The organism is Leisingera sp. S132 (genome assembly GCF_025144465.1).
Taxonomy (GTDB): domain Bacteria; phylum Pseudomonadota; class Alphaproteobacteria; order Rhodobacterales; family Rhodobacteraceae; genus Leisingera.
The window spans coordinates 3,618,127-3,642,920 of record NZ_CP083553.1 but is presented as its reverse complement, the minus strand read 5'-3'; the positions used below and the strand labels follow the sequence as shown (position 1 = coordinate 3,642,920).

The 24,794-nt window shown below is 61.9% G+C and carries 24 protein-coding genes and 1 tRNA gene; 12 read left to right on the top strand and 13 right to left on the bottom strand.

Going from position 1 to position 24,794, the window contains the following annotated elements:
- Positions 1–319 precede the first annotated feature (319 nt).
- Positions 320–406, bottom strand: a tRNA-Leu gene (locus K3725_RS17945).
- A gap of 253 nt (positions 407–659) precedes the next feature.
- On the opposite strand from K3725_RS17945, the gene K3725_RS17940 reads away from it, so the two are divergent.
- Complete coding sequence (locus K3725_RS17940) at positions 660–2,849, top strand: alpha-ketoacid dehydrogenase subunit alpha/beta (RefSeq protein WP_260016609.1); 2,190 nt, start codon at positions 660–662, stop codon at positions 2,847–2,849.
- Positions 2,846–3,880, top strand: coding sequence for an ACP S-malonyltransferase (locus tag K3725_RS17935; protein ID WP_260016608.1), 1,035 nt, complete (start codon positions 2,846–2,848; stop codon positions 3,878–3,880). Before K3725_RS17940 ends, K3725_RS17935 begins: the two co-directional genes overlap by 4 nt.
- Before the next feature lie 31 nt (positions 3,881–3,911).
- Here the strand turns inward: K3725_RS17935 and K3725_RS17930 are convergent, their stop codons facing one another.
- From K3725_RS17930 to K3725_RS17920, 3 genes are all read right to left on the bottom strand, one after another.
- Positions 3,912–5,486 (bottom strand): DUF427 domain-containing protein, encoded by a 1,575-nt coding sequence (locus K3725_RS17930; protein WP_260016607.1) that lies wholly within the window; start codon positions 5,484–5,486, stop codon positions 3,912–3,914.
- 138 nt (positions 5,487–5,624) lie between these two features.
- Entirely contained in the window at positions 5,625–6,326 is a 702-nt protein-coding gene (locus tag K3725_RS17925; RefSeq protein WP_260016606.1) for a hypothetical protein, read from the bottom strand.
- Positions 6,298–6,591 (bottom strand): hypothetical protein, encoded by a 294-nt coding sequence (locus K3725_RS17920; RefSeq protein WP_260016605.1) that lies wholly within the window; start codon positions 6,589–6,591, stop codon positions 6,298–6,300. Before K3725_RS17920 ends, K3725_RS17925 begins: the two co-directional genes overlap by 29 nt.
- Before the next feature lie 166 nt (positions 6,592–6,757).
- Between K3725_RS17920 and K3725_RS17915 the strand changes: the two genes are divergently transcribed.
- The 4 genes from K3725_RS17915 to K3725_RS17900 all read left to right on the top strand — a co-directional run bounded on the left by K3725_RS17915 (position 6,758) and on the right by K3725_RS17900 (position 10,783).
- On the top strand, positions 6,758–7,273 hold the full coding sequence (locus K3725_RS17915) for a hypothetical protein (protein ID WP_260018634.1): 516 nt from the start codon (positions 6,758–6,760) through the stop codon (positions 7,271–7,273).
- A 98-nt stretch (positions 7,274–7,371) separates the two neighbouring features.
- Entirely contained in the window at positions 7,372–7,989 is a 618-nt protein-coding gene (locus K3725_RS17910) for a ribonuclease HII (protein WP_260016604.1), read from the top strand.
- A 107-nt stretch (positions 7,990–8,096) separates the two neighbouring features.
- Complete coding sequence (locus K3725_RS17905; RefSeq protein ID WP_019297600.1) at positions 8,097–9,200, top strand: site-specific DNA-methyltransferase; 1,104 nt, start codon at positions 8,097–8,099, stop codon at positions 9,198–9,200.
- Between the two features lie 194 nt (positions 9,201–9,394).
- Positions 9,395–10,783, top strand: a complete 1,389-nt coding sequence (locus tag K3725_RS17900; protein WP_260016603.1) for an adenylate/guanylate cyclase domain-containing protein — start codon at positions 9,395–9,397, stop codon at positions 10,781–10,783.
- Between the two features lie 3 nt (positions 10,784–10,786).
- Here the strand turns inward: K3725_RS17900 and K3725_RS17895 are convergent, their stop codons facing one another.
- Positions 10,787–11,920, bottom strand: a complete 1,134-nt coding sequence (locus tag K3725_RS17895) for an alkane 1-monooxygenase (protein WP_260016602.1) — start codon at positions 11,918–11,920, stop codon at positions 10,787–10,789.
- Positions 11,921–12,004: 84 nt separating this feature from the next.
- Positions 12,005–13,069 carry an A/G-specific adenine glycosylase gene (gene mutY, locus K3725_RS17890; protein WP_260016601.1) on the bottom strand — a complete coding sequence of 355 codons (1,065 nt, stop codon included), beginning with the start codon at positions 13,067–13,069 and terminating at the stop codon, positions 12,005–12,007.
- An 84-nt stretch (positions 13,070–13,153) separates the two neighbouring features.
- Between mutY and K3725_RS17885 the strand changes: the two genes are divergently transcribed.
- Together K3725_RS17885 and K3725_RS17880 are read left to right on the top strand one after the other, a co-directional pair.
- Positions 13,154–13,681 (top strand): DUF721 domain-containing protein, encoded by a 528-nt coding sequence (locus tag K3725_RS17885; protein WP_226431046.1) that lies wholly within the window; start codon positions 13,154–13,156, stop codon positions 13,679–13,681.
- Positions 13,678–14,349 (top strand): DsbA family protein, encoded by a 672-nt coding sequence (locus K3725_RS17880; protein WP_260016600.1) that lies wholly within the window; start codon positions 13,678–13,680, stop codon positions 14,347–14,349. Before K3725_RS17885 ends, K3725_RS17880 begins: the two co-directional genes overlap by 4 nt.
- Positions 14,350–14,419: 70 nt before the next feature.
- On the opposite strand, the gene lpxK is transcribed toward K3725_RS17880, so the two are convergent.
- The 5 genes from lpxK to K3725_RS17855 all read right to left on the bottom strand — a co-directional run bounded on the left by lpxK (position 14,420) and on the right by K3725_RS17855 (position 20,497).
- Complete coding sequence (lpxK, locus tag K3725_RS17875) at positions 14,420–15,421, bottom strand: tetraacyldisaccharide 4'-kinase (protein WP_260016599.1); 1,002 nt, start codon at positions 15,419–15,421, stop codon at positions 14,420–14,422.
- Positions 15,408–16,601: a 3-deoxy-D-manno-octulosonic acid transferase gene (locus tag K3725_RS17870; RefSeq protein WP_260016598.1), complete on the bottom strand. Its 1,194-nt coding sequence runs from the start codon at positions 16,599–16,601 to the stop codon at positions 15,408–15,410. Before K3725_RS17870 ends, lpxK begins: the two co-directional genes overlap by 14 nt.
- Positions 16,602–16,714: 113 nt before the next feature.
- Positions 16,715–17,518 carry a 3'(2'),5'-bisphosphate nucleotidase CysQ gene (locus K3725_RS17865; protein WP_260016597.1) on the bottom strand — a complete coding sequence of 268 codons (804 nt, stop codon included), beginning with the start codon at positions 17,516–17,518 and terminating at the stop codon, positions 16,715–16,717.
- A complete protein-coding gene (locus K3725_RS17860; RefSeq protein ID WP_260016596.1) occupies positions 17,505–18,851 on the bottom strand; it encodes a TldD/PmbA family protein in 1,347 nt (448 codons plus the stop codon). The genes K3725_RS17865 and K3725_RS17860 overlap by 14 nt, the downstream gene beginning before the upstream one ends.
- Positions 18,852–18,973: 122 nt before the next feature.
- Positions 18,974–20,497: a DUF2125 domain-containing protein gene (locus tag K3725_RS17855; protein ID WP_260016595.1), complete on the bottom strand. Its 1,524-nt coding sequence runs from the start codon at positions 20,495–20,497 to the stop codon at positions 18,974–18,976.
- A gap of 135 nt (positions 20,498–20,632) precedes the next feature.
- Here K3725_RS17855 and K3725_RS17850 point away from each other — a divergent pair, with 135 nt between their 5' ends.
- The 3 genes from K3725_RS17850 to K3725_RS17840 are packed head-to-tail and all read left to right on the top strand — an operon-like array spanning position 20,633 to position 22,673.
- Positions 20,633–21,382, top strand: a complete 750-nt coding sequence (locus K3725_RS17850) for an SDR family oxidoreductase (RefSeq protein ID WP_260016594.1) — start codon at positions 20,633–20,635, stop codon at positions 21,380–21,382.
- Positions 21,379–21,990, top strand: coding sequence for an enoyl-CoA hydratase/isomerase family protein (locus K3725_RS17845; protein ID WP_260016593.1), 612 nt, complete (start codon positions 21,379–21,381; stop codon positions 21,988–21,990). The genes K3725_RS17850 and K3725_RS17845 overlap by 4 nt, the downstream gene beginning before the upstream one ends.
- A complete protein-coding gene (locus K3725_RS17840) occupies positions 21,987–22,673 on the top strand; it encodes a VOC family protein (RefSeq protein WP_311202207.1) in 687 nt (228 codons plus the stop codon). The genes K3725_RS17845 and K3725_RS17840 overlap by 4 nt, the downstream gene beginning before the upstream one ends.
- Here K3725_RS17840 and K3725_RS17835 read toward each other — a convergent pair.
- Positions 22,670–22,963 carry an HNH endonuclease gene (locus K3725_RS17835; protein WP_260016591.1) on the bottom strand — a complete coding sequence of 98 codons (294 nt, stop codon included), beginning with the start codon at positions 22,961–22,963 and terminating at the stop codon, positions 22,670–22,672. The two genes, K3725_RS17840 and K3725_RS17835, sit on opposite strands and share 4 nt — an antisense overlap.
- Before the next feature lie 68 nt (positions 22,964–23,031).
- On the opposite strand from K3725_RS17835, the gene K3725_RS17830 reads away from it, so the two are divergent.
- Complete coding sequence (locus K3725_RS17830) at positions 23,032–24,231, top strand: TIGR03862 family flavoprotein (protein WP_260016590.1); 1,200 nt, start codon at positions 23,032–23,034, stop codon at positions 24,229–24,231.
- Here the strand turns inward: K3725_RS17830 and K3725_RS17825 are convergent.
- On the bottom strand, positions 24,204–24,794 hold the full coding sequence (locus K3725_RS17825; RefSeq protein ID WP_260016589.1) for a glutathione S-transferase family protein: 591 nt from the start codon (positions 24,792–24,794) through the stop codon (positions 24,204–24,206). The two genes, K3725_RS17830 and K3725_RS17825, sit on opposite strands and share 28 nt — an antisense overlap.

Here is a 24,794-nt window from a genome sequence, read left to right as displayed (position 1 = left end):
TGGCAGAGCTGACATTGTCTTGACCATCGGACGCGGCACGTTCAATGCAATCTAAACACATGAAATATCTTCCTGTTGACCTTCGTAGCGTGCTGGAAAACGAATAACTGTTGAAACAGCTCTTGGTGGCGGCTGATTTCCGCCTGCAATCTTTGCGCTTTAATCATTTTTTAAGAGCCGCTGAAAGCCTCGCTTGCTTCACTTTCGAGGGATAGCCGCGAAAACGTTGCGTGAACCGTTTGCAAATGACGCAGAAAGCACCTGAAAACAAATGCTTGCGCTCATTGGTTCGCAAGGGGAAACAGAATGTTGAGGAAGATGGTGCCCAGGAGAGGACTCGAACCTCCACGTCCATACGGACACTAGCACCTGAAGCTAGCGCGTCTACCAATTCCGCCACCTGGGCAGGTGTCGTGAAACCGGCGTATAAGATGGTTTTCAGGGGCCGTCAAACGGAAATCGCGGGCCAAGCTGACGGCGGCGCGCGCATTGGAATGCGGCCTTAGCCGCAAGCGCGGGGCTTCCAGCCTTTATGTGACAATCCCGACTGATTGGCGGGTTTTGCATTCCGTTTTGGAATGAAGCCAGTACGCAAACTCATTGGCTTCAAGTTCCGGATTCGCGGATAAAGACATGGTCAGTCAGCGTAGGGAGGCCGCATGGACCGCGCCCAGATCGTGCATCAGAACTTCCTGGACCGGGTTCAGGCCGGAAAACTTCCCGCAGGCGCTGCGCCTGCAGGTCCTCTGGCCGCGTCCGCGGCCGTTTCCACCTTCCGTGCGCAAGTGCTGAGCCGGGCGCTGGACCTGACAAGCCGCGACATGCAGAAAGCGGGGCAGGGGTTTTATACCATCGGCTCCTCCGGGCATGAGGGGATGGCGGCGGTGGCCCGCGCCCTGCGCCCCACTGATATGGCGTTCCTTCATTACCGGGATGCGGCGTTCCAGATTGCCCGTGCCGATCAGGTGCCGGGACAGCGGATTGCCTGGGACATGCTGCTGTCCTTTGCCTGTTCCAGCGAAGATCCGACCTCCGGCGGGCGGCATAAGGTGCTGGGGTCCAAGGCGCTGATGATCCCGCCGCAGACCTCGACCATTGCATCGCATCTGCCGAAGGCGGTGGGCGCAGCCTATTCCATCGGTGCTGCCAAGCGGCACCAGCCGGAGCATCAGCTGCTGCCGGAGGATGCGATTGTGATGTGTTCCTTCGGCGACGCATCTGCCAACCACTCGACGGCGCAGGGGGCGATCAACACCGCGGGCTGGACCTCGGTGCAGTCGACGCCGCTGCCCTTGCTGTTTGTCTGCGAGGACAATGGTATCGGCATTTCGACCAAGACGCCGAAAGGGTGGATCGAGTCCTCGATGGCCCATCGGCCGGGCATCCGGTATTTCAAGGCGGACGGGCTGGATATCTACAACGCCTTTCAGGTGGCGCAGGAGGCGGCGGAATATGTGCGGACGCGTAAGAAGCCCGCGTTTCTTCACCTGCGCACTGTGCGACTTTATGGCCATGCCGGGGCGGATGTGCCGACTACCTATATGGCCAAAACTGAAGTGGAGGCGGATGAGGCCAACGATCCGCTGCTGCATTCGGTGCGGCTGATGGATGAGGCGGGGGCGCTGCGTCCCGAGGATGCGCTGAAGATCTACACGGATACCTGCGCGCGTGTGGAGCGGATCCGGGCTGAGGCAGTGACACGGCCGCATTTGAAAACCGCCGCGGATGTCGCCGCCAGCCTGATCCCGCCCAAGCGGGTATGTGCGCCCACCAATGGCCCCAGTGCCGAAGCGCGCGCCGCGGCCTTTGGCAGCGACATGCGGGCGATGGAGGAGCCGCAGCCGATGTCGCGCCTGATTAATTGGGCGCTGACCGACCTGATGCTGGAGCACGGTGAAATCGTCATGATGGGCGAAGACGTGGGCCGCAAGGGCGGGGTCTACGGCGTCAGCCAGAAGCTGCAGCAGCGGTTCGGGCCGGACCGTGTGACCGACACTCTGCTGGATGAGCAATCGATCCTCGGCCTCGCGATCGGCATGGGGCACAATGGATTCCTGCCGATCCCGGAAATCCAGTTCCTCGCTTATCTTCACAACGCCGAGGACCAGCTGCGCGGCGAGGCGGCGACATTGCCGTTTTTCTCCAACGGGCAGTTTTCCAACCCGATGGTGCTGCGGATTGCCGGTCTGGGGTACCAGAAAGGTTTTGGCGGCCATTTCCACAACGACAACTCGCTGGCGGTGCTGCGCGATATTCCGGGCTTGGTGATTGCCTGCCCGTCGGACGGGGCGGAGGCTGCGATGATGATGCGTGAGGCGGTGCGGCTGGCGCGCGAGGAGCAGCGGGTGGTGGTCTTTGTCGAACCAATTGCGCTCTATCCGATGCGGGATCTGCATGAGGCGAAAGATGGCGGCTGGATGCGGACCTACCCGTCGCCGGAGCGGCGGATCGGTTTGGGCGAGGTTGGCATGCATGGGGACGGCAGCGATCTGGCCATCGTGACCTATGGCAACGGACGCTACCTTTCCACCCAGGCGCAGGCAGAGCTGGCGGCGCAGGGCGTGCAGGCGCGGATTGTGGATTTGCGCTGGCTGGCGCCCTTGCCGGAGGCGGCGCTGCTGGAGGCCGTCGAAGGCTGCAAGCACGTGCTGATCGTCGACGAATGCCGCATCACCGGCAGCCAGTCTGAAGCGCTGATGGCGCTGTTTGCGGAGCAAAGCGATATCCCCACGGCCCGGATCGCGGCCAGCGATTGCTTTATCGCAACCGGGCCTGCTTATGGCGCCACGCTGCCGTCGAAGGATAGCATCGTTGAGGCCGCGTTGAAGCTGGCAGGAGGCCGGAAATGACCCGTACCGCTGTTCTGATCTGCCCGGGCCGGGGCACCTATAACAAGCCGGAGCTGGGGTATCTGCACCGCCACCATGCGGACAAGGCTGCGCTTTTTGCGGGCTTTGATGCACAGCGCCAGGACGCCGGACAGGAAGCGATCACCGCGCTGGACGGAGCCACGCGGTATTCCGTGTCGAAGTATTCGCGCGGGGATATTGCCTCGCCGCTGATCTATGCGTCCGCATTGGCGGATGCGCAGTCCTTGGCGGAGGACATCGAGGTGGTTGCGGTCACCGGCAACTCTATGGGCTGGTACATCGCGCTGGCAGCGGGTGGGGCGCTGAGCGCGGCGGATGGGTTCGAGGTGGTGAACACGATGGGCACGCTGATGCAAGAGCAGCTGATCGGCGGCCAGCTGGTCTATCCCTTTGCCGGGCCGGATTGGCAGAACGGCCCCGCGCGCAAGGCTGAGCTTCTGGCGCTGGCGGCAGAGATAAATGACCGCGAGGGGCATGATCTGGCGCTGTCGATTGATCTGGGCGGAATGCTGGTGCTGGCCGGAAATGAGGCCGGGCTGGCAGCGTTTGAGCGCGCGGTGCCAGTGGTCGAGGAGCGTTTCCCGATGCGTCTGGCCAATCATGCGGCTTTCCACACTGCGCTGCAGGCGCCGGTGGCGGCGGAGGGGCGCAAGCGGTTGGTGGCAGGGGTGTTCACCCAGCCGGAGCTGCCGCTGATCGACGGGCGCGGGCAGATTTGGTGGCCCGGTGCCACGGATACGCAGGCCCTGTGGGATTACACTTTGGGTCATCAGGTGGTGGAACCCTATGATTTCACGCTTGCTGTGCAGAATGCGGCTTATGAGTTTGCGCCGGATCTGTTCATCGTAACCGGTCCGGGCACCACGCTGGGCGGCGCGGTGGCGCAATCTCTGGTGCAGGCGGGTTGGCAGGGGATGACCGGGAAGGAGGCCTTCAAGGCGCGGCAGGCCGAGGCGCCGCTGCTGGTCTCGATGGGCGATGCGGGGCAGCGCTCCTTGGCCACCAGTTGATTGACTGCCGGGAAGGCTGTCTGTGGCAGGGTTACTCTGCAGCAGCCTGGGAATTCCCGCCAGCTTGAATTGCAAAGCAGCTGACGGGCTGGGAGACGTTGTGCAGGCTGACTGCGCCGAGCGAGATGCCTTGCGAGGTGTCGCCCAGGATGTCATGGCTGACGACAATCGCGTGATCCGCGGTCTTGCCGTAGTCGCCCAGCCGGGCGGCGATATTGGCGGCTTGGCCGATCACCGTGAAATCCAGCCGCTCCCGCGAGCCGATGTTGCCATAGGTCACGCGGCCATAGGCGATGCCGATGGCGGCCTCGCAGCGGTGGCCGTCTTCTTCCCGGGCAATTTCTTCCAGCCGGGCAACGATGGCGCGGGCGCTGTCCAGGGCCTGGGTCCGGGCTTTGTCTGGGTCGCTGCCGGCCGGGAATACGGCCAGCACAGCGTCGCCGATGAATTTCAGCACTTCGCCGCCGTGATCATGCACGATGGTTGAGGCGGTCTCGAAGAACTGGTTCAGCAGCGCGATATAGTCCCGGCGGCCCAGCTGCTCTTCCAGCCGGGTGGAGCCGCGCAGGTCGCAGAACATGATGGCAGCGTCAATCTCGTCGCCGTCGCCGCGGCGGATCTCACCGCCCAGCACCCGGGCGCCGGTGCGTTTTCCGACATAGGTTTCCAGCAATGCCTGGGCGTTTTCGCGCTGCATAAAGATCTCGTAGTAACGCGCGATAACTCCGGAGCATTCGAAGATCAGGCCCAGGTTGGCGGTGGAGAAACCCTTGGGGTGATCGCTGGTTAGCGTCAGCACATTGATCCGCCCGTCCGAGAACCGCAGCGGCATTGCGACATAGTCGGTGGCACCTTCCTTGCGCAAATCCTCAAGAATGGGAAAGGCATCATCGGTGCAGCAGGCGTCCAGCCGGTGCCGCACCCCGCCCAGCCCGTTGGAAACGTGGCGCAGCGGGCTGTTCTGGTAAGCGGGATGGTCGTGGATTTCATACGACGGGGCGTAGGTCGTGACCTCACCGGTTTTCTTCTGCCAGATGTAGTTCTTGCCCGCGATCAGCGGGTGCAGCGACCAGGCCATGACCGAGAGGCGGGACAGGTAGATGCCCTGTTCCACGAATTTCTCTGCCAGCGCGGCGGTCAGCTCTTCCGGGGTTGCCACCATCGAGGCGTCGCGCAGCAGCCAGTCGATCACCGGGCCGGAGATATTACCGTAATCAGGCATCTCCACGGTGTTAGTGCCGAAATCGAACTCAACTTTTGCGCTGGGCATGAAGCCGATATGGCCGGAAATGGCAGCGGCTTCGGGCAAGGCGTCCTCGTAGGCCCAGACACCGTTCTGCACGGCGCCGTCCGGCAACAGGACATCGCGGTAGCTGGCGGTGCCCTTAAAGGGGCAGAAGGTTTGAAGGGGAGTATGGTCTGACAGTGGAGCAGTAACGTCGTCCGCAGGGAAATAGACCGCTGGCGGGAGGCGGGTTTCGTACATCACCTTGGCCCGGGTGCTTTGCGCCAGAACGGTGCCGCCGCGCCGGGCGGTGACCAGGCCTTGCAGCGGTTCGACAACAATACCGTAGCCCCGGTTGCGGGTCTGAACCTGCGTGTCCATCCCAGAGATCCTTGTTTTTTGCCGGGCAGCCGGTGGAAACAGGACCGGCCGGCGCGGGCCGGTTCTGAACTATCTGGGAACTTTGCCGGGAAAATCCAGACCGGAACACAGGATATTGAGCATAACGGAGCCGAAGGGTCAGACCATGCGGATCACGTCCTTGCTGATTGCCAGCACATAGCCGCGCTTGGCGATATTCTTGACCAAGAGTTCGCTAACCATCTGGTTTCCCAGGGTGTCCCGCAGGCGCTTGATCCGGGTGGCGCCGGCGGCTTCCTCGCAATCGGCGGAGGCGCGGCCGGAAATCACCGCCTCGATCTCGGTGCCGGACAGCACGTCGCCGTCCAGCCGGGCCTCGGCCAGAACCGAGAGGGTTTCCATCGCAGCTGGAGTCAGCTTGAACCCCATGCTGTTGAGGTAGACGGTGTTCTCATCGCGGCTGATCAGCAATTCGTTCACCTGGATGCCTGAACGTTCGATTTGCGCCATACGGCGGTTCAGCATCACCAGCATACCCAGCACCGCAAGCGCCGCCACCATCATTGCGGTGGCAAAAACCAGCAGAACAAAGATCACCATCCGGTAGCTGGTCAGCGTGTCGGCAAAGGCGGTGCCAGACTGGGCCAGGATTTCCAGCAGCTTGATTTCGGCCTGGGTTGTCAGATCGTTTTCCACAAACAGCTGCTCAACCCGGGCGTTGAAAGCGTTCGCGTCAGGCAGGGCCAGAAGTAGAACCGTGCCTGCAATGATCAGAACGGCGACGATGGCGGCGATCCCTAGAGTGATGACCCTGCTGCCGGCGGCACGGGCGTCAGAAACTGAGATAGTAGGGTCCGGCATCAGCCTTCCTTTGCTGCAGGCCTTCGGGGCCAAAGACAGAGAGGACATTCAACAGCGTCCACCCGGCCGGGGCTATGCGGGCCTGAATTTCACTGCGGGCAGCCTGTTTGTTGCAGGCGCCGGACAGTTGAACAACACCGTAATGCAGGCGCAACGGATTGTCTTGCTTGGCCTTGTAGTCGGCATAGCACTCAGCGGCCTGCGCGGGCGCGGAAAGCGCCAGCAGGGCGGCTGCAAAGGCGGGGATCAGAAGGGTTTGTTTCATGGGGCCATCCTGCGTCGGGGCTGATTGAAATTCAATAACCGCAGGGGGTTGGTATGGCTGATATCCGATAACAAGCGGCCGATATTGCCTGTCTGAAGGGGGCGGAAGCAGGGTGAGCGCATCAAACGCATTTTGCGTTCCGCTCATTCCATTGAAAGGTTCAGATATGACCCAGACAAGCCGCCCGCAGCCGCACCGCAAATTCATAGCCTTGATCGTTGCAGCCTCCATTGCGATTACCGGCTTCTCGGCAGCCCCCGCCCGTGCGGACAATGATGTTGCAAAAATTCTGGGCGGCCTGGCGCTGCTTGGTATTCTTGGAGCGGCCATCAAGCATTCCAGAGATAAAGATGATCACGCCGTGACACGCACGTATAACCCGCCGCAGAACCACAGCCATAACAGACACAGGCACCAGGGCCGCAACCGTCACGACGGCCACGTCAAACCGCTGCCGCAGTCCGTGCGCCGTTATGATCTGCCGGCGCATTGCGTCCGCTATTTTCCACGCTACAGCACCAATTATCCGCTGGCGGCCAAGGGCTGCCTGGACCGCAATTACGGCTACACGCACAAACTGCCGCAGGTCTGCAAGGTGACGTTCTGGAACGGCCAGCGCAACCGTACCGGGTACAAGCCCGGGTGCCTGAAGAAACATGGCTACCGGATGGTGAACCGGTAAGCCGGAGTACAGGTTCGGGCAGCAGTAAACTGGGGGGCTGCGGCCCCCCTTTTTTTTGTCCGCTTGCATCACGCTCAGGAATTGGTTTTGTCAGAAGCATGACACAGCCAGATTTCAGTCTTGAAGCCGCCGCCCGCGAAAACGGGTTTCTTAGAATTGCAGGGGTTGATGAGGTCGGCCGCGGTCCGCTGGCTGGTCCGGTCACGGCCGCTGCGGTGGTTCTGGATGCCAGCGCGATCCCCGATGGACTCAACGACTCCAAAAAGCTCAGCCTGAAAAAACGGGAGGCACTGGAGGGGGAGATTCTGTCGTCGGCCCAAACCGCTATTGCCCATGCGACGGTGGAAGAGATTGATTCCCTGAACATTTTGCGCGCGTCGCACTTGGCAATGGAACGTGCGGTGGCGGCGTTAAACCCGCCGCCGGACTACTTGCTGATTGATGGCAATCTGATTCCCAGAGGGCTGGCACTGCCGGCTGATGCGGTGGTCAAGGGCGATGCCAAATCGGTGTCGATCGCGGCGGCCTCGATTTTGGCAAAACTGGCGCGTGACAGGATCATGGTGGATTTGGCGCAACAGTTCCCGGGCTATGGCTGGAAGAAAAACGCAGGCTATCCCTCGAAACAGCACCGTGAAGCGCTAGTTCAGCTGGGGGTGACCCCACATCATCGGCGTTCCTTTAAGCCGGTACACAATATCTTGTATCAAGAGTGAACCGTAGGGCGTTGTTATAATAAACAAATTGACCTCGAATCCGCGATGACTCATCCTGTGGACAACCTAATGAGCGCAAAAATGCGCCGCGGTTATGAGGCAGAGCAATGAATAAAACCATGACAAAGGGCGCGGCAGCGCTCCCTTTAAACACGATTATTGGCGGTGACTGCGTCGAGGCGATGAACAGTCTGCCGGCCAATTCGGTCGATCTGATCTTTGCGGATCCGCCGTATAACCTGCAGCTGAAAGGCCAGCTGCACCGCCCCGACAATTCCAAAGTCGACGCCGTGGATGATCACTGGGACCAGTTTTCCAGCTTTGCGGCCTATGACCAGTTCACCCGCGAGTGGCTGAAGGCGGCGCGCCGGGTTCTGAAGCCGAACGGCTCGATCTGGGTGATCGGCTCCTACCACAACATCTTCCGTGTCGGCGCCGTGCTGCAGGACGAAGGTTACTGGGTTCTGAATGACGTCATCTGGCGCAAGTCGAATCCGATGCCGAACTTCCGCGGCAAGCGGTTCACCAACGCGCATGAGACGATGATCTGGGCGTCCAAGTCCGAAGGCGCGAAGTACACTTTCAACTATGAAGCGCTGAAGGCACTGAACGAGGGCATTCAGATGCGCAGCGACTGGGTGCTGCCAATCTGCACAGGCCACGAGCGGCTGAAAGACGAAAACGGCGACAAGGCGCACCCGACACAAAAGCCGGAATCGCTGCTGCACCGGATCCTGGTGGGTGCGACCAACCCGGGCGACGTGGTGCTGGATCCGTTCTTTGGCACCGGCACCACCGGAGCTGTAGCCAAGATGCTGGGGCGCGAGTTCATCGGGATCGAGCGCGAGGAAGCCTACCGCAAAGTGGCGGAGAAGCGGATCAAGGCAGTGCGCAAGTTCGACCGCGAGGCGCTGGAGGTTTCCGCCAGCAAGCGCGCAGCGCCGCGGGTGCCCTTCGGCCAGCTGGTTGAGCGCGGCATGCTGCGCCCGGGCGAGGAGCTGTACTCGATGAACCGCCGCCACAAGGCGAAGGTGCGGGCTGACGGCACCCTGATCGGCGACAACATCAAGGGGTCCATCCATCAGGTCGGTGCGCATCTGGAGAATGCTCCGTCCTGCAACGGCTGGACCTATTGGTGCTTCAAACGCGATGGCAAGACGGTGCCTATCGACGTGCTGCGCCAGCAGATCCGCGCCGAAATGCAGAACTGACGCAACCGGAACTATTCAGAAGATATCAGTCGATTGCAGGTGCCTGTGCAATTTGCGCAGGCGCACACCTTGCCCCGCCTGGATCAGGCGGGGTTTTTTGCATGTTTGCGGCCTGATGAGCTATTCACAGTTTGAGGCGAGGTAACTATCTGAAGCAGGAATGCTTCTGCAGCCAGCGGGAAGAGGGAGACCCAATGACCGATACGGCGTTTGCAACCGGAACCGGAGCTGCCAGAGCAGCAGAAGCAAGCAGCCAGGAGCTCTCTGCTGCGGAAGGCAGGTTTGCGGAGGCTGCGTTGGACGCGCACAAGCGGCGCGGGCTGCAGCTGGCTGTTCGCGCGCGGTGGATTGCGCTGCCGATTGTTGCGGTCTTCATTGTTTTTCTGAACCCTGTCTGGAGCGTTCTGTATTACCATGGGCTTCTTGCGGTTCTGTGCCTGAACGGCTGGTTCATCAGCCGGGCCGGGAAGGTTGGCAAATCGCGGCTGGAACTGTTCCTGATCTTCCTTGACCTTGCGGTCATGACCTTTGCGCTGGTTGTGCCCAACCCATTTGATCCCCGCGAAATTCCTGCAGCGATGCATTACAGATTCGATAACTTCCAGTACTTCTTCATCATTCTTGCCGCGGGCACTATGGCCTATTCTTGGCGCACGGTGATTGCGATCGGAACTTGGACCGCGATGATGTGGCTGAGCGCGTTGGGGCTGGTCTGGTGGTTCTCCAGCCCGGTTCCCGGGCTGACTGAAGCCGTTGGCGCCGCCCTCGGGTTCGAGCCGGAACTGGCACAGTTCTTTGACCCGAACAGCTTTGTGGTCAAATTGCGGGTGCAGGAAGCGCTTGTCTTTGTCCTGGTGGCTGTGACGCTGGGTTTCTCGGTGCGCCGGTTCAACGGGCTTTTGCGCAGCAATGCCAGCCTGGAACGGGAGCGGGCGAACCTGTCACGCTACTTTTCGCCCAACGTGGTGGAACAGCTGTCCCAGAACGATGAGCCGCTGAAGCAGGTGCGCAGCGAGAACGTGGCGGTTCTGTTCATAGACATCATCGGCTTTACCCGGCTGTCAGCAGGTATGAATCCGCATGCGGTGATTGATCTCTTGCGGGAATTCCATGGCCGGATGGAGCGGGAGGTGTTCCGCCATCACGGCACGCTGGACAAGTATCTGGGGGACGGGCTGATGGCGACCTTTGGCACGCCGGTGGCGGGAAAGCAGGACGCCACGAATGCGCTGGCTTGCGCGCATGCGATGCGGGCTTCGCTTGCGAGATGGAACCGGGACCGTGCAAAACAGGGCAAGCCCGAAATACGGGCCGGGATCGGTATTCACTATGGCGAGGCGCTGCTGGGCGATATCGGTGCCAACCGGCTGGAATATGCGGTCCTAGGCATGACGGTGAACATCGCCGCGCGGCTGGAGAACCTGACGCGCAGGCTGCAGGGCAGTATTGTCGTCAGCGAAGCAATGGCTGCGCAGGTTAAGGCGGAGCTGGCCGGGCTGGACCTGCTGGCTGGCGCATCCCGCCATGCGGATCAGGAAGTGCGCGGGCTGGATCAGCCGATGACGGTCTTGGCTTGGGATTGACGCCTAGCGCGGCATCGGGTTCTGCGCCTTGTTATAGGCGTGCCAGTCGGTGATTTCGGGATAATACGTCTGCCGCCAGCGGCGCACCCGCGGGTTCATCACCCGCCGCCACAGAGGCGGGATCATCGCTGCAATGGTCATTACCGGATAGCCGTATGGCAGCTGTGGCGCGTCAGCCTCAGTGTAGTTCTGCAGCAGCGGAAAGCGGCGGTTCGGCTTGTAGTGGTGGTCCGAATGGCGCTGCAGGTTGATCAGCAGCCAGTTCGATGCCTTGTGCGCCGCGTTCCAGGAATGGCGCGGCTGGACCGGCTCGTATTTGCCGTCGCCCAGGTGTTTGCGGGTCAGCCCGTAGTGCTCGACGTAGTTGACCACTTCCAGCTGCCAGATCGCGGTGCCGGCCTGAACCAGGAACAGGAGAACGCCGGTCAGCCCGCCCAGCATCAGCGCCAGGAGCAGCATGGCCGCCTGCAACGCCCAGTAGCGGAAGAATGGGTTAGAGCGGTCGGTCCAGTGTCGGTTCTTCTTGGCCAGTTTTTCTTTCTCGGCACGGAAGGCGGAGTGCCAGCATTGGCGCAGAACACGCGGGTAGAAACGATGGAAACCTTCGTTATAGCGCGCCGTGACCGGATCGCGGGGCGTGCCGACATAACGGTGGTGCACCAGCAGATGCTCAGACCGGAAATGCGAGTACAGCACCATCGCCAGCAGAATGTCCCCCAGCCAGCGTTCCATCCTGCTGGACTGGTGCATCAGCTCGTGACTGTAGTTGATTCCGACGGCGCCGGTCACAACGCCGACGCCGAAGAAGGCTGCGAATTTCTCGAATGCGCTTAGGTGTTCTGCGCTGCTGACGTACCAGATCAGCGTAAACAGAGTGAGGAACTGCAGCGGAACCCAAGCCGCGGTCAGTGCCTTGTACCACTTTAGATCGTTGTCCGGTGTTTCCGGGTCGGCGTTTTCCAGATTGAGCCCGAACATCCCGTCCAGCACCGCAAACAGGTGCCATGTCACAAGTGGCGGCAGCAGCAGCGCCCAGCCGCCCTGCAGTGCCGCGATCCAAACCAGCGGCAGCAGCAGAAATGACATCCAGAACGGCAGGGCGCTTTGCCAGCGGGAAAGAGTATCCGGGGCAATCATGCCAAGTCTCCCAAATCAGTCAGCGCGCGTTTGGGGAAACCCTATGCCCTGACATTTCAAAACCCAATAGGGGCGCAGGGTAACCTAGCGGCCTTTATAAAGATCGAAGGCTTTGCGCATCACCGTTGGCAGGCTGGAAGGGGTGAAATCGTGACGCGTGATCATCTCTTGATCTGCACTGTGATTGAAACCGATGGGGAGTTCAGCGGTCATGACACGCAGAATGAGGTGAAAATGGGTGAACGTGTGCCGCACCTCGCCAGCCAGCTCCTGCCATTCGGCTTCAAAAGGCGGGGTCGGTGTGGCGGTATCACTCCAGTCTGATCCGGGCCAGCCCAGCATGCCGCCTAAAAGCCCCTTGTCCGGTCGCCGCTCCAGCAGCCAGGTGCCATCGGCGGATTCTGCAAGGTAAACAATGCCATACCTGGTTGGTTTTGGCTTCTTTGGCGCTTTCTTGGGTAAGTTGGGCGCAGTTCCAGCAATGCGGGCCGTACAGGGCGTGCGCCAAGGGCAGATGCCGCAGGCCGGATTGCGGGGGGTGCAGATGGTGGCGCCCAAGTCCATGACCGCCTGAGCGTAGTCGCCGGGCCGCAGCGCCGGGGTGAGCTCCGCAGCGCGGTCTTTCAGCACCGGCTTGGTGCCCGGGAGCGGGTCGTGGATGTCGTGAATGCGGGCCATCACCCGCTCGACATTGCCATCCAGTACTGTTTCAGGCCGGTCAAAGGCTATGGAGGCGATGGCTGCTGCGGTGTAGGGGCCGATGCCGGGCAGCTTGAGCAGGCCCTCGTAGCTGTCCGGGAAGCTGCCGCCGTGATCCTGAGCCACCGCGCGGGCGCATTTCAGCAGGTTGCGGGCGCGGGCGTAGTAGCCGAGGCCGGCCCATTCGCTCATCACGTCTGCGTCTTCTGCGGCGGCCAGATCCAGAACCGATGGCCAGCGGCTGGTGAAGCGCAGGAAATACTCGCGCACTGCGGCCACAGTGGTTTGCTGCAGCATTACCTCGCTGAGCCAGACCCTGTAAGGGTCGGGGCGGATGCCTGCAGCGCGGCTTGCAGGACCTACTCGCCAGGGCATCTCGCGGGCATGCACGTCATACCACGCGAGCAGTTCTTCGCTCATCGCAGCGGAATTGCTCTTTAAGTCACGCATTCGTTATTCCTTGGGCGGCGGTTTGGCTAGCGCCTGCATAACCGCTCTTTACAATAGGGCGGGCAGTCGAGCAAAACCTACATCATGGCATTCAGGCGCAGCACCACACGCGGGTTCTCCCGGACCTCCAAGCTCCTAAGCGAGCAGATCCGCAAAGCGGGCGAAAGCCGCGGATTCGCGGTGTCCCGGCTGCTCACCCATTGGGAGGAGATCGCCGGGCCGGATATCGCTGCCATGGCCCGTCCGGTGAACATCGGCTACGGGCGGGGCTCCTTTGGCGCCACGCTGACGGTTCTGACCACCGGGGCCAACGCGCCGATGCTGGAAATGCAAAAGGAACGCCTGCGCGAACGGGTGAATGCGGTCTATGGCTTTAACGCCATTTCCAAGGTGCGGATCACGCAAACGGCACCGACGGGATTTTCCGACGGACGCGTGGAATTCAAGTATGCCCCCAAGGTGCAAGCGCCGCTGCAGCCGGACCCGCGGGATGCGGCTGAGGCCAGCAAGGCAGCCGCCGGGGTGGAAAATGACGATTTGCGCGCCGCCCTGGAACGCCTGGGGCGCAATGTGCTGACAAAACAGAAAACGCAAGGAAAGGGGTTCAAATGACCCGTTTGATGTCTGGTGTCTTGGCCGCGGTTGCGGTGGTTGCGGGCGGTTATGCCCTGTCGGGTTTGGGCAGCCAGAGCAATCTGCCGTCAAATCCGCTGGTCGGCGCGGCAATCGCGCAAGAAGCCGAAGTGGACACCTCGACCATCACTGAGATGACTTTGGGCGCCGAGGATGCGCCGGTCACGCTGATCGAATATGCCTCCTATACCTGCCCGCACTGCGCGAATTTTCATAATAACACCTTCAAGCAGCTGAAGGCGGATTACATCGATACCGGCAAGGTGAAGTTCATCTACCGCGAGGTTTATTTTGACCGCTACGGGCTGTGGGCCTCGATGATTGCGCGCTGCAGCGGGCCGGAGAAGTTCTTTGGCATTTCCGACCTGATCTACAAGGGGCAGTCGGAATGGGCGCGGGCCGGCGGCGCGCCGGAGATCATTGACGAACTGCGCAAGATCGGCCGTTTGGCAGGCATCGAAAACGACCAGCTGGAGGCCTGTCTGCAGGACGGCGAGAAGGCGCAGACTCTGGTGACCTGGTATCAGGAAAATGCAACTGAGCATGGGATCGAATCCACCCCGTCCTTCATTTTGAACGGCGAAAAGGTGTCGAACCAGTCTTACGAAGACTTCAAGAAACTGCTGGATGCTGAACTCGAAAGCTAAGCGCGAGTAAGCAGAACGATAAAAGCCCGGGCCAGGTGCCCGGGCTTTCTCTTTGCGGCGCTATGTCAGGTCAGGGTGCAGGCGCGGCTGTTTTCAACATGTCTTTCAGGCCCTCATCTCCGGCAATACGCAGGCGGACAGGCAGGGTAATCACCTTGGAGCGAAAACTGTCCGGCAGCCGCACGGCGTCCTTTTCGGTCGTGACCAGCTGCGCGTTTAGCAGTTTCGCCTCGTTTTCCAGACGGTTCATCAATGCCGGGGTCAGCGGCTGATGATCGTCCAGTGCCTCAGACCTGGAAATATCGGCTCCAAGGTCGCGCAGAGTGCTGAAAAATTTCTGAGGATGGCCGATACCGGCAAAGGCCAGCACCCGGGTGCCGTGCCAGGGCATGCCGGTCTGCAGGGGCTCCAATGCGCCAGTGAAATGCGGGAGTCCTTGAATCTGGCCGCTCCAAACCGCGGTGAAAGCTTCCTGAGCCGGCTCCGCGCCCAAGGACAGAACTGCGTTGGCGCGTTTCAGCCCGGTGGCAACTGGTTCGCGCAAGGGGCCTGCGGGCAGGCAGCGCCCGTTGCCGAAACCGTGCTGGGCATCGACCACGATAAGTGACAGGTCCTTGGCGACTGCCGGGTTCTGAAACCCGTCATCCAAAACGATGACCGTTGCCCCTGCCTCTGTTGCAGCACGGGCGCCTGCCGCACGGTCCTTGGCTACCCACACTTCGCCAAAGGCAGCCAGCAGCAGCGGCTCATCTCCCGTCTGCGCTGCCTTGTGCTGGCCGGGGATGACCTGAACCGGCCCGTCCAGCGTGCCGCCATAGCCGCGGCTCACCACATGCGGTTCATGTCCGAGGCTGCGCAGGGTCTCCAGCAGCCAGATTACAGTCGGCGTCTTACCTGTGCCGCCAGCATTCAGGTTGCCCACGCAAATCACCGGCACACCGGGTGCAACCGGATCGCCCTTGGCCAGCCGGGATGCGGTGGCGCGCGCATAGGCCCAGCCCAGCGGCGCCAGCAGAGTTGACCGCAGATCGAATTCCCCCGGCGGCTTGTGCCAGAAATCAGGTGCCCGCATTGCTGTCCTCGCGCTGATCCAAAAGGGCCTGGACCTTTTCCAGAAGTGTGTCTGTTGTGGCCGCACTTTCGGTAACGCTTTGCCAGCCGGCCAGGGCCATCTCGGCGGCCTTGTCCGGTGCTGACAGGGCCACAACAGTGTCTGACATTTCGCCTTGCGTCTGAACTTGCACTGCGGCGCCGGCCATGGTCAGCCTGTCGTAAAGCTCCCGGTGGGCGTGGATGCCCGGACCATGAAGCAGCGCAGACCCCAGGGCGGCGGCATCGAGCGGCGACTGGCCTTGTGCTGCCGGGTCCAGGCTGCTGGCGATCAGGGCAACCGGCGACAAGCGGTACCAGAGGCCAAGGTCCTCACCGGCGGTGAGAAGAACCTGGTTGTAGTCTTCCGGCTCGCTGCCGGCTTCCCAATCGGCAAAGGAAAGCCCGCTGTTTTGCACCAGGCCACGGGCCGCTTCCAGATCCGGGGTATTGTCCAGCGCAACCACCAGAAGAAGGCGGTGGAGCAACCGCAAAGCGTTCCGGTGGGCATCCAGAATGCGGGGCAGCTCTTCCAGTTTAACGTGGGCCGCCAGCCAGACCGGGCGGCTGCCTAGGGTTTGCTGCATGGCGGCCAGCTCATCATCGTTGCAGCCGGGCGGAATGGCGGACACGCGCAGCTTGCCAGCCACTTCCAACCGTTCGGCCGGAAAGCCCAGCCTGATCAGCCGGTCCCGCACAGTTTTGGACGGCGTCAGGATACATGTCAGCCCTTCCAGCATCCTGCGGCGCTGATCCGGCAACCAGCGGCTGGTACGGTGAGGCATTTCAGCGTCAAGAAGATCGGCCAGAAGAACACCAGTTCCCCGTTCACGCAGATGGCGCAGTATGGTCCGCCGGGCTGGGGCGCCTGTCCAGATGCAGGCATCGGGCCGCCAGTGCGCCACGAACTCGCGGGCTTCCGCCAATGTGTCTTCTGCCAGCGGGCCAACTGGAATGTCGCAACCGACAGTGCCGGTCAGTCGCAGATCCGGCTCCCAGCTGGCCAGAACAGAGAGGTCCGGGCGCAGGGTCTTGAGACGGCGGCCGATGTCGCAGAGCGCGAGGTAGCGCTCTGGTGTTGTCGCGTGCACCCAGAGCACCTCACCCTTTGGACGGGGTTGCAGCACCGCAGAGCGGCTGGAGTTTGTGCTTCGCCGTTGCATCTGTTTCGATTTGATTTTTCCGGCCAAAGGTAGCTGCAACATGCGGGTTTGTCTGTGAAAGAATTATGTCCAGCCATTGCAGGACAGCTGAGACCGCTTAAGCCGGGGCTGGTTCAATGTCCAGCGATGCCAGGGCCAGCCGGGTCCAGCGCTGCGATAAGCGCTGTGTGCAGAGACGTATTCCCGGCAACCACTCCGTTCAGGCGGGGATGCGGGTTATTGAAGCGCAGAAGCTTGCCTGACCTGTCCGAGATGGTGCCGCCTGCCTCGCGCACCAGCAAATCGCCGGCGGCGATATCCCATTCCCAGCTCGGGCGCAGCGTCAGCATGGCGCCGAACCGGCCGTCGGCCACCTTGGCAAGGCGGTAGGCCAGTGAGGGACGGTAGCTGCGGATGAACGCAGGCGGTGTGCCGCCCTGCCAGTGGTGTGGTTGCAGGTTTGGCTTTGCGGCTAGAACCTCTGTGTCTGTAAGTTCTGCCGCAGCCGAGATCCTGATCGGGCTGCCGTTGCAGGCTGCGCCCTTTCCCTTGGCGGCGGTGTACATAAGTGCCCGCTGGGGCAAATAGATCACCGCGGCTGTGACTTCGCCGTGTTCCGCAACAGCGATGGAATGCGCCCAGGTGCGGGAACCTTCGGCAAAGCTGCGGGTGCCGTCGATCGGGTCTATGATGAAAACCTTCTCGCGAGTCAGGCGGGCAGGGCTATCTTCGGTCTCCTCCGACAGCCAGCCGTAGCCGGGCCGCGCTTGCTGCAACATGTCCTCGAGCATGGTGTTTACGGCCAGATCGGCTTCGGTCACCGGGCCCGCACCGCCAGGTTTGTCCCAGCGCTTGGCGTCGGGACCAGTGTAGCGGCACGCAATGTCTCCGGCCTGTTCCGCCGCTTTTACAAGCAGGGATAGGTCAGTTGCCGGCAAGGGTCATTCCTTCGACCAGCAGTGATGGCACCACTGTGGACAGATGCGTGCGCGCGTCATTGGCCGGGATAATCCGGCGCAGCATATCGTGCAGGTTGCCCGCGATGGTGCATTCGTTGACCGGATAGGCAATCTCGCCGTCTTCCACCCAGAAACCGGATGCGCCGCGGGAATAGTCGCCAGTGTTCGGATTGATGGTGGAGCCGATCATCGACGTGACCAGCAGGCCGGTTCCCATCTGCGCGATCAGATCCGCGCGGCTGTCTTGCCCTTGGGTCAGCGCAATGTTCCAGGTCGAGGGAGAGGGCACCCCGCCGATGCCGCGGGCGGCGTTGCCGGTGCTTTCCAGCCCCAGCTTGCGGGCGGAGGCGAGGTCCAGCGTCCAGCCGGTCAGCACGCCTTTGTCCACCACGGTACGTGTGCGGGTCGCCAGCCCCTCGCCGTCAAACGGGCGGGAGCCGGAAATGCGCGGACGGTGCGGGTCCTCAATCACAGAGAGCGCCTCAGGCAGCACCTGCTGGCCGAGCGAATCCTTCAGCCAGGAGGATCCGCGGGCGATTGCGGCGCCATTGGCGGCAGACATCAGATGGCCGATCAAAGAGGAGGAGATGCGTTCGTCGAACAGGACAGGGAAGCTGCCGGTCTTGGGTTTTCGGGCACCGAGGCGGGCGACTGCGCGCTCGCCCGCAGTGCGGCCAATCTCCTCCGCGCTGCGCAGATCAGACTGAAAGGTGCGGGAATCGCCGTCGTGGTCACGCTCCATTCCAGTTCCTGTCCCCGCGATCCCGGTACAGGACAGAGACCGGCCCGTGCGCTGGTAGCCGCCGGAGAAACCGTTGGTCGCGGCCAGATGCACAGCATGGCGGCCATAGCCCGCCGCTGCGGATTGCACCTGGGTAATGCCCTCAATCTTTTGGCAGACGGCCTCGGCCGCCAGGGCATCCGCTTGCAGGGCTGCCGGCTCTGGTTCGCTGCACGGGTCTTCCAGCTCCAGCGCAGCCACATCCCAGTCCCGGGCCAACTGAGACGGATCGGCCAGGCCGGCATAGGGGTCTTCCGGCGCTTCCCTTGCCATGGCAACAGCGCGTTCGGCCATCGCCGCGATGGTTTCCGGCCGCATGTCGGAGGAGGAGACCAGCGCCTGGCGCTTGCCGACAAACACCCGAAGACCCAGATCAGTGCCTTCTGAGCGTTCTGCATGTTCCAGCTTGCCCTCGCGGACTTCGATGCTGAGAGAACTGCCCTCAGCGGCCATGGCGTCGGCGGCATCTGCGCCGGCTTTGCGGGCGGCGTCGATCAGGGCGTGGCAAAGCGCTTCGGGGGACTGGGTCATGGGCACCTTCTGTTCTGCTCTTTAAAAGAGCTATCCAGTGCAGCGCCATGCCGCAAGTGCAGGGTGCAAAAAAGGGGCTGCGTGCTGCAGCCCCTTTCCAGTTCCTGTTCGGGATTTGACGGTTACTTGATGCGCTGGCCGTTTGCGAGCACCTGGCCGTCTTCGGTGACTTCGATCTTGGAGGTCAGGGTGTCCTCACCTTCGCCCGGGACCGCCAGCATGCCCATCATCATGCGTGCGCCCATGGCATCGCTGTCGGACATCAGGCCCATGCCGATCAGCTTGTCGATCAGGGTGTTTGCACCGACCAGTTTGAGGTTGGCCTCGCCTGCCGGTGCCGGCATGCCGTCAAAGCTGGTCAGGTCATCATTGTTGAAGGTGAAGTCGCCGGTGCCGGTCAGCTCGGCGCCTGCAGCAGAGACTTGCAGCTGCTTCACGGTCAGCGCGTTCAGCTCACCGGGCTGCTCCTCACCCATTTCCACGGCTTCCATGGCTTCCGGATCGAACAGGTCAAACAGAACCTTGCCCTTGCCGGCCAGGTCCAGGATGACGGTTGCCGGGTCATGCGGCAGCTGGCCGGTCGGGTCGACCATGCCCCACAGCATTTCCGGAACGGCAAAGTCGCGCAGCGTGACGCCCAGGGCAAAGTCCTGCTCTTCTTCGGATTTTGCCAGCGGCATCATCAGTTTGAAGCCGGTCTCCGCCATGCTCAGAGCCAGCGGGAACGGAATCTCGGAGCCGGAGATGTTCACATTGGTAGCAACTTGCGACACATCGTAGGTCAGGTGCTGCTTATCCATCGAAACAGTGAATGCGCCGCCTTGGGAGTTGCTTTCCATGGCGAAGCTTTCGCTGCCATCCACACCGGAGATAGAGCCATTGCCGCCGGTAAAGGTGAAGGTGCCGTCAAAGGCAAAGCCGGCTTCAAGCATTGCGGCCATGTCCGGGCTTTCCAGTCCTTCGGGTACGGTGCCGGTACCGGTGAAGCTCAGGCCCTGCAGCGCGCCCTTGAATGCGCCGGTGCCGTCGCCTTCGGGATCATTGAAGCCCATGTCATAGCTGAGGCTGGAGGCGGTCATGGTCTGATCGTAGCTGCGCCCTTCGGCAACCTTCATGGTGCTTTTGGTGACAACATCGTTCATCTCGACCTGAACCTTTGCCACCTCTGCGGGCACTGGCTCACCGTCCGCTGACAGTTCGTCCAGCGTCATGGTCACCTTCGAGGAGCTGTAGTCGTAGCTCATGTTTCCGGCATCGCCTGCAACTTTCATCGGCGAGCCATCGTGGGAATAGATCAGTTTGCCTGAAAAGGTCTCGCCATCGCCGGAGAACTCAAAGCCCATCGGGAATTCGGCAGGCAGCAGCACATTGACGGTGCCATCGCCGTTCTCAATAAACTGGACTTCGGGGAAGCTGATGGTGCCGGAGCCGTCTTCTTCGGGGATCGGCATGGCCATGGAGACATCGGAAACGGTCAGGGTGTTGCCTGAAACTGCTTCAGTTCCGGACACGGCGTAGCCAGTGCTGGTCAGATACGCCTTCCAGTCGGCCCAGACTTCCTGGGCGCTGAGGTCGGCGAGGGCGCCTTGAGCGGAAACAACCAAAATTGCCGCTGCGGCACCGCCGCGCGCAAGAATAACGGACATTAGAGAACCTTTCTCTGAGAGATAATTGAAAACATCGTCGGCCCGGTGGGCGGTGCCGTCAAGGGGGCCTTGGGCTGGACCGTTCCCCCTAACAGCTTTACCACTTGGGTTATCAGTCACTTGGAGGTTTCGGGCATGGAATTCAACGGAAAAACAGTTGCGATTACAGGAGCCAGCCGCGGGATCGGCGCGGATGCCGCCCGTGTATTTGCCGCTGCCGGAGCCAATTTGGTCTTGCTGGCAAGGAGTGCGGATGCACTGCAGGACCTTGCGGGTGAGATCGGCAATAATGTGCTGACATTTGCTTGCGACGTGTCTGACTACGCTTCCATTGAGAGCGCGCTGGCCAAGGCGCACCAGAAATTCGGCAGCCTGGACGTTCTGATCAACAATGCCGGGGTGATCGAGCCGATTTCCCGGCTGGAGGACGCCTCGCCGGAGGGCTGGAGCAAGCTGATCGACATCAACCTGAAAGGCGTGTTCAACGGGATGCGGGCTGCGCTGCCGCTGATGAAGCCATCGGGGGGCGGCACCATAATTACCGTTAGCTCGGGTGCCGCGCACCGGCCTTTGGAGGGGTGGAGTGCCTATTGTGCGTCGAAGGCAGGCGCGGCGATGCTGACTTCAGCGCTCGACTTGGAAGAACGCGGCAATGGCATTCGCGCTATGGGTCTGTCGCCAGGGACAGTTGCGACCCAGATGCAGCGGGAGATCAAGGCCAGCGGCATCAACCCGGTGAGCGAGCTGGACTGGGAAGACCATATTCCGGCCGAATGGCCGGCCCGGACGCTGATGTGGATGTGTACTAGCGACGCAGAGGATAATGTAGGCCAGGAGGTTTCCTTGCGCGAGGACAGCATCCGCAAACGGGTGGGCCTGGTATGATCGGACTGGAAATCGCGGAAAACGGTCTGTGGACCATCACCATCAACCGGCCGGACAAGGCGAACTCTTTGACAGAGTCGATGCTGACGGAACTGGCAGAGATCGCCGAGCGCGCGCAGGAGGCCCGCGGGCTGATTCTGACCGGAACCGGCAAGGTGTTCAGCGCCGGTGCCGATCTGGATGAGGCGCGTGCGGGCCTGGCGACCTCGCCGGTGTGGGAGCGGCTGTCTGCGGCAATGGCCGCTACCCCCTGCCTCAAGGTGGCTGCGCTGAACGGCACTTTGGCGGGCGGTGCCAATGGAATGGTGCTAGCCTGCGACATTCGCATTGCGGTGCCATCGGCCAAATTCTTCTACCCGGTGATGAAGCTTGGCTATTTGCCGCAGCCTTCGGATGCAGGCCGGATGGCAGCACTGATCGGGCCTGCCCGCACCAAGATGATCCTGGCGGCCGGGCAGAAGATCACCGCGCAGGAGGCATTCGGCTACGGTCTCGTGGACCGGGTTGTGGAGCCTGAGGCCTTGCTGGCAACGGCGGAGGACTTGCTGGCCCATGCGCTGGAAGCCAAACCGGAAATTGCTGCCGGGATCCTGAGGATGTGCCGGTGAAGCGGCTTTCCGGCCTTCGGTTGCAGGTCGAAGACCCAGAACAATTGGCGGAGTTTTACGCGGATGTGCTCGGCATGGAGGCACGGGCTGAGGGTGAAGCCTGGCGCGCCGGTTATGCCGGCGGGGATGCGGACGTGATCCTTCTGCCCGGCGGCAGCCGAGCGCCGCATTCACGCGATGAACGTTATTGGAAGATCGGCATTTGCCTGCCCGATCTGGACATCGCCTGTGAACATTTGCGGCAGAAGGGCGTGGAGGTTTCTGCGCCGCACCAGTTCCGCGATATCGGCTATATGGCGCATCTGCACGATCCCGGAGGCTTTACCATAGAGCTTTTGCAGCATGATTTTCTGGGCAACCGGCCAGATGGCTCAGCTGATCCTGCACTGCCGCTGGGCGGCGGCGCGCATGTCGGGCAGATCACGTTGCGGACCGGCGACATCGCGGCTGATCTAGCTCTTCATAGCGACATGAAGCTGCTGTCAGTTCAGGGCGTGGCGGAGTTCGGATTCGATTTGCATTTCCTCGCCTTTACCGAAGAGACGCCACCGGACCCGGATTTGCAGTCGGTGGCGAACCGGGAATGGCTGTGGCGGCGGCCTTACACAACGCTGGAATTTCAGCATATTCCCGGGATGCAGTTGCGCGGCAGCCCGGCCTTCAAGGGGCTTGAGATCAGTTAGCGCTTGCGCCGCTTGCCAGGAACCCGGGAGCGGAACTCAGGTGGGCGTTTCTGGATCCAGGTGATGAACTTTGCCAGCCGCGGATGGGCTTGCAGCGCTTCCGGCGTGTTGAAGTCGCGGGCCAGTTCCGCTTCTGTCAGCGTGGCGTGAATCTCGCGGTGGCAGATGTCATGCAGCAGAACGGTTGGTCCGCCCTTGCCTCCTTTCAGTTTTGGGATCAGATGGTGCTGGCTTTGCGGTGCGGCTTCTGGGATTGGGCGGCCGCACAGCGGGCAGACCGGATCAGACATGCACAGGCCCCAACTGGTTTCGTGCGGACACTAGACACGCCGGCGGCAAGGGCTGGCAAGGGGACGACATGACAGAGGCGCGGGACGCAGTGGTGATCGGAGCCGGGCCAGCAGGGCTGATGGCTGCCGAAGAACTGGGCCGCGCCGGGTACCAGGTGCTGGTTGCTGAGGCCAAGCCGTCAGCTGCCCGCAAGTTCCTGATGGCTGGCAAATCCGGTCTGAACCTGACCAAGGACGAATCTTTCGAACAGCTGATCACCCGTTATGGGGAGGCGGCGGACTGGCTAGCGCCTATGATCCGGGTATTTGATGCGCAGGAAGTGCAGGCCTGGGCGCAGGGGCTGGGGAGCGAGCTGTTCACGGGCTCCACAGGCCGGGTGTTCCCGAAGGTGATGAAGGCATCGCCGCTTTTGCGGGCCTGGCTGGGGCGCTTGGACGGGTATGGCGTGCAGGTCCGCACCCGCTGGCGCTGGGCAGGCTGGGACAGCGCGGCTCTTCTTTTTGAAACGCCGGGCGGTTCGGTGCGGATTGCGGCAGGCACCACCGTTCTGGCGCTTGGCGGTGCAAGCTGGGCGCGGCTGGGGTCGGATGGGGCGTGGCGGCCGCTGTTGCAGGAACGAGCGGTAGAAGTTTCCCCATTCAAGCCTGCCAATGCCGGGCTGCTGGTGGAGTGGTCCAAGCATATGGCACCGCGATTCGGCCAGCCGCTCAAGGGGATTGCGCTGCGGGCGGGCAACCTGGTTTCGCACGGTGAAGCGGTAATTTCGCAGCGCGGGCTGGAGGGCGGAGGTATCTATTCCGTCTGCGCCGCGGTGCGGGAGGGGGCGGTATTGCATATGGATCTGCTTCCAAATTTGGAGGAAGCGGAAGTTGCCCGCCGCCTGTCGCGCGGGCGCGGCAAGGCGAGTTTCTCCAACCACCTGCGCAAGGCCTTGAAGCTGTCACCGGCTGGGGTGGCGCTGTTGCAGGAATTCGGGCGCCCGCTGCCGCAGGAGGCGCAAGCCCTGGCAAGGCTGGTCAAGGCGCTGCCTGTGAAACACGCGGGTTTGCGCCCGATAGACGAGGCGATTTCGACCGCCGGCGGTGTTTGCCGCGATGCAGTGGATGGCAACCTGATGCTGAGACAAGTCCCCGGAATTTTCTGCGCCGGGGAAATGCTGGATTGGGAAGCCCCGACGGGCGGTTATCTGCTGACCGCCTGCCTGGCGACAGGGCGCTGGGCAGGGCAGGCGGCGGCGGGTTACTTGGCGAGTGCGGCCACCTGTTGAAACGCCGGGCGTTCCCGCATCCGTTTGCCGTAATCCTGCAGCTTTTCACCCTCGACCGGGAACTTGGCGCTGCGCGCCCAGTTAAGGCAATGGGTGCAGATGATGTCGGCGATGGTGAACTCCTCTCCCATCAGGAAAGGGCCTTCCATCTTGCTTTCAAGGCGCGACAGGTTGTGGGCAAACTCCCATTTCAGGCTGCCCTTCACCTCTGGCACCCGTTGTTCCTCCGGCAGGATGAAGCTGTGCCTGGCCGCGGCCCAAAGGACGGCATCGACCTCGTCCAGCAGCAGATGGGTCATCGCGTCCTGCTTGGCGCGTGCAATGGTTCCTGCGGGGGCCGTCAGCGCGCCGTGCTTGTCAGCCAGGTAGGTGAGAATAGCAGTCGAATCGGTGATGACCTCACCTTCCGCCTGCAGCACCGGCACCTTGCCAGAGACATTCAGCGCCTGCACTTCCGGACTGCGGGGGCCATGCTGATTCAGCTCGTAGGGCTGCCCAAGCTCTTCAAGCGCCCACAGCACCCGGAAGGTGCGGGTGAGGGGAATGCCGGTGACCGTATACAT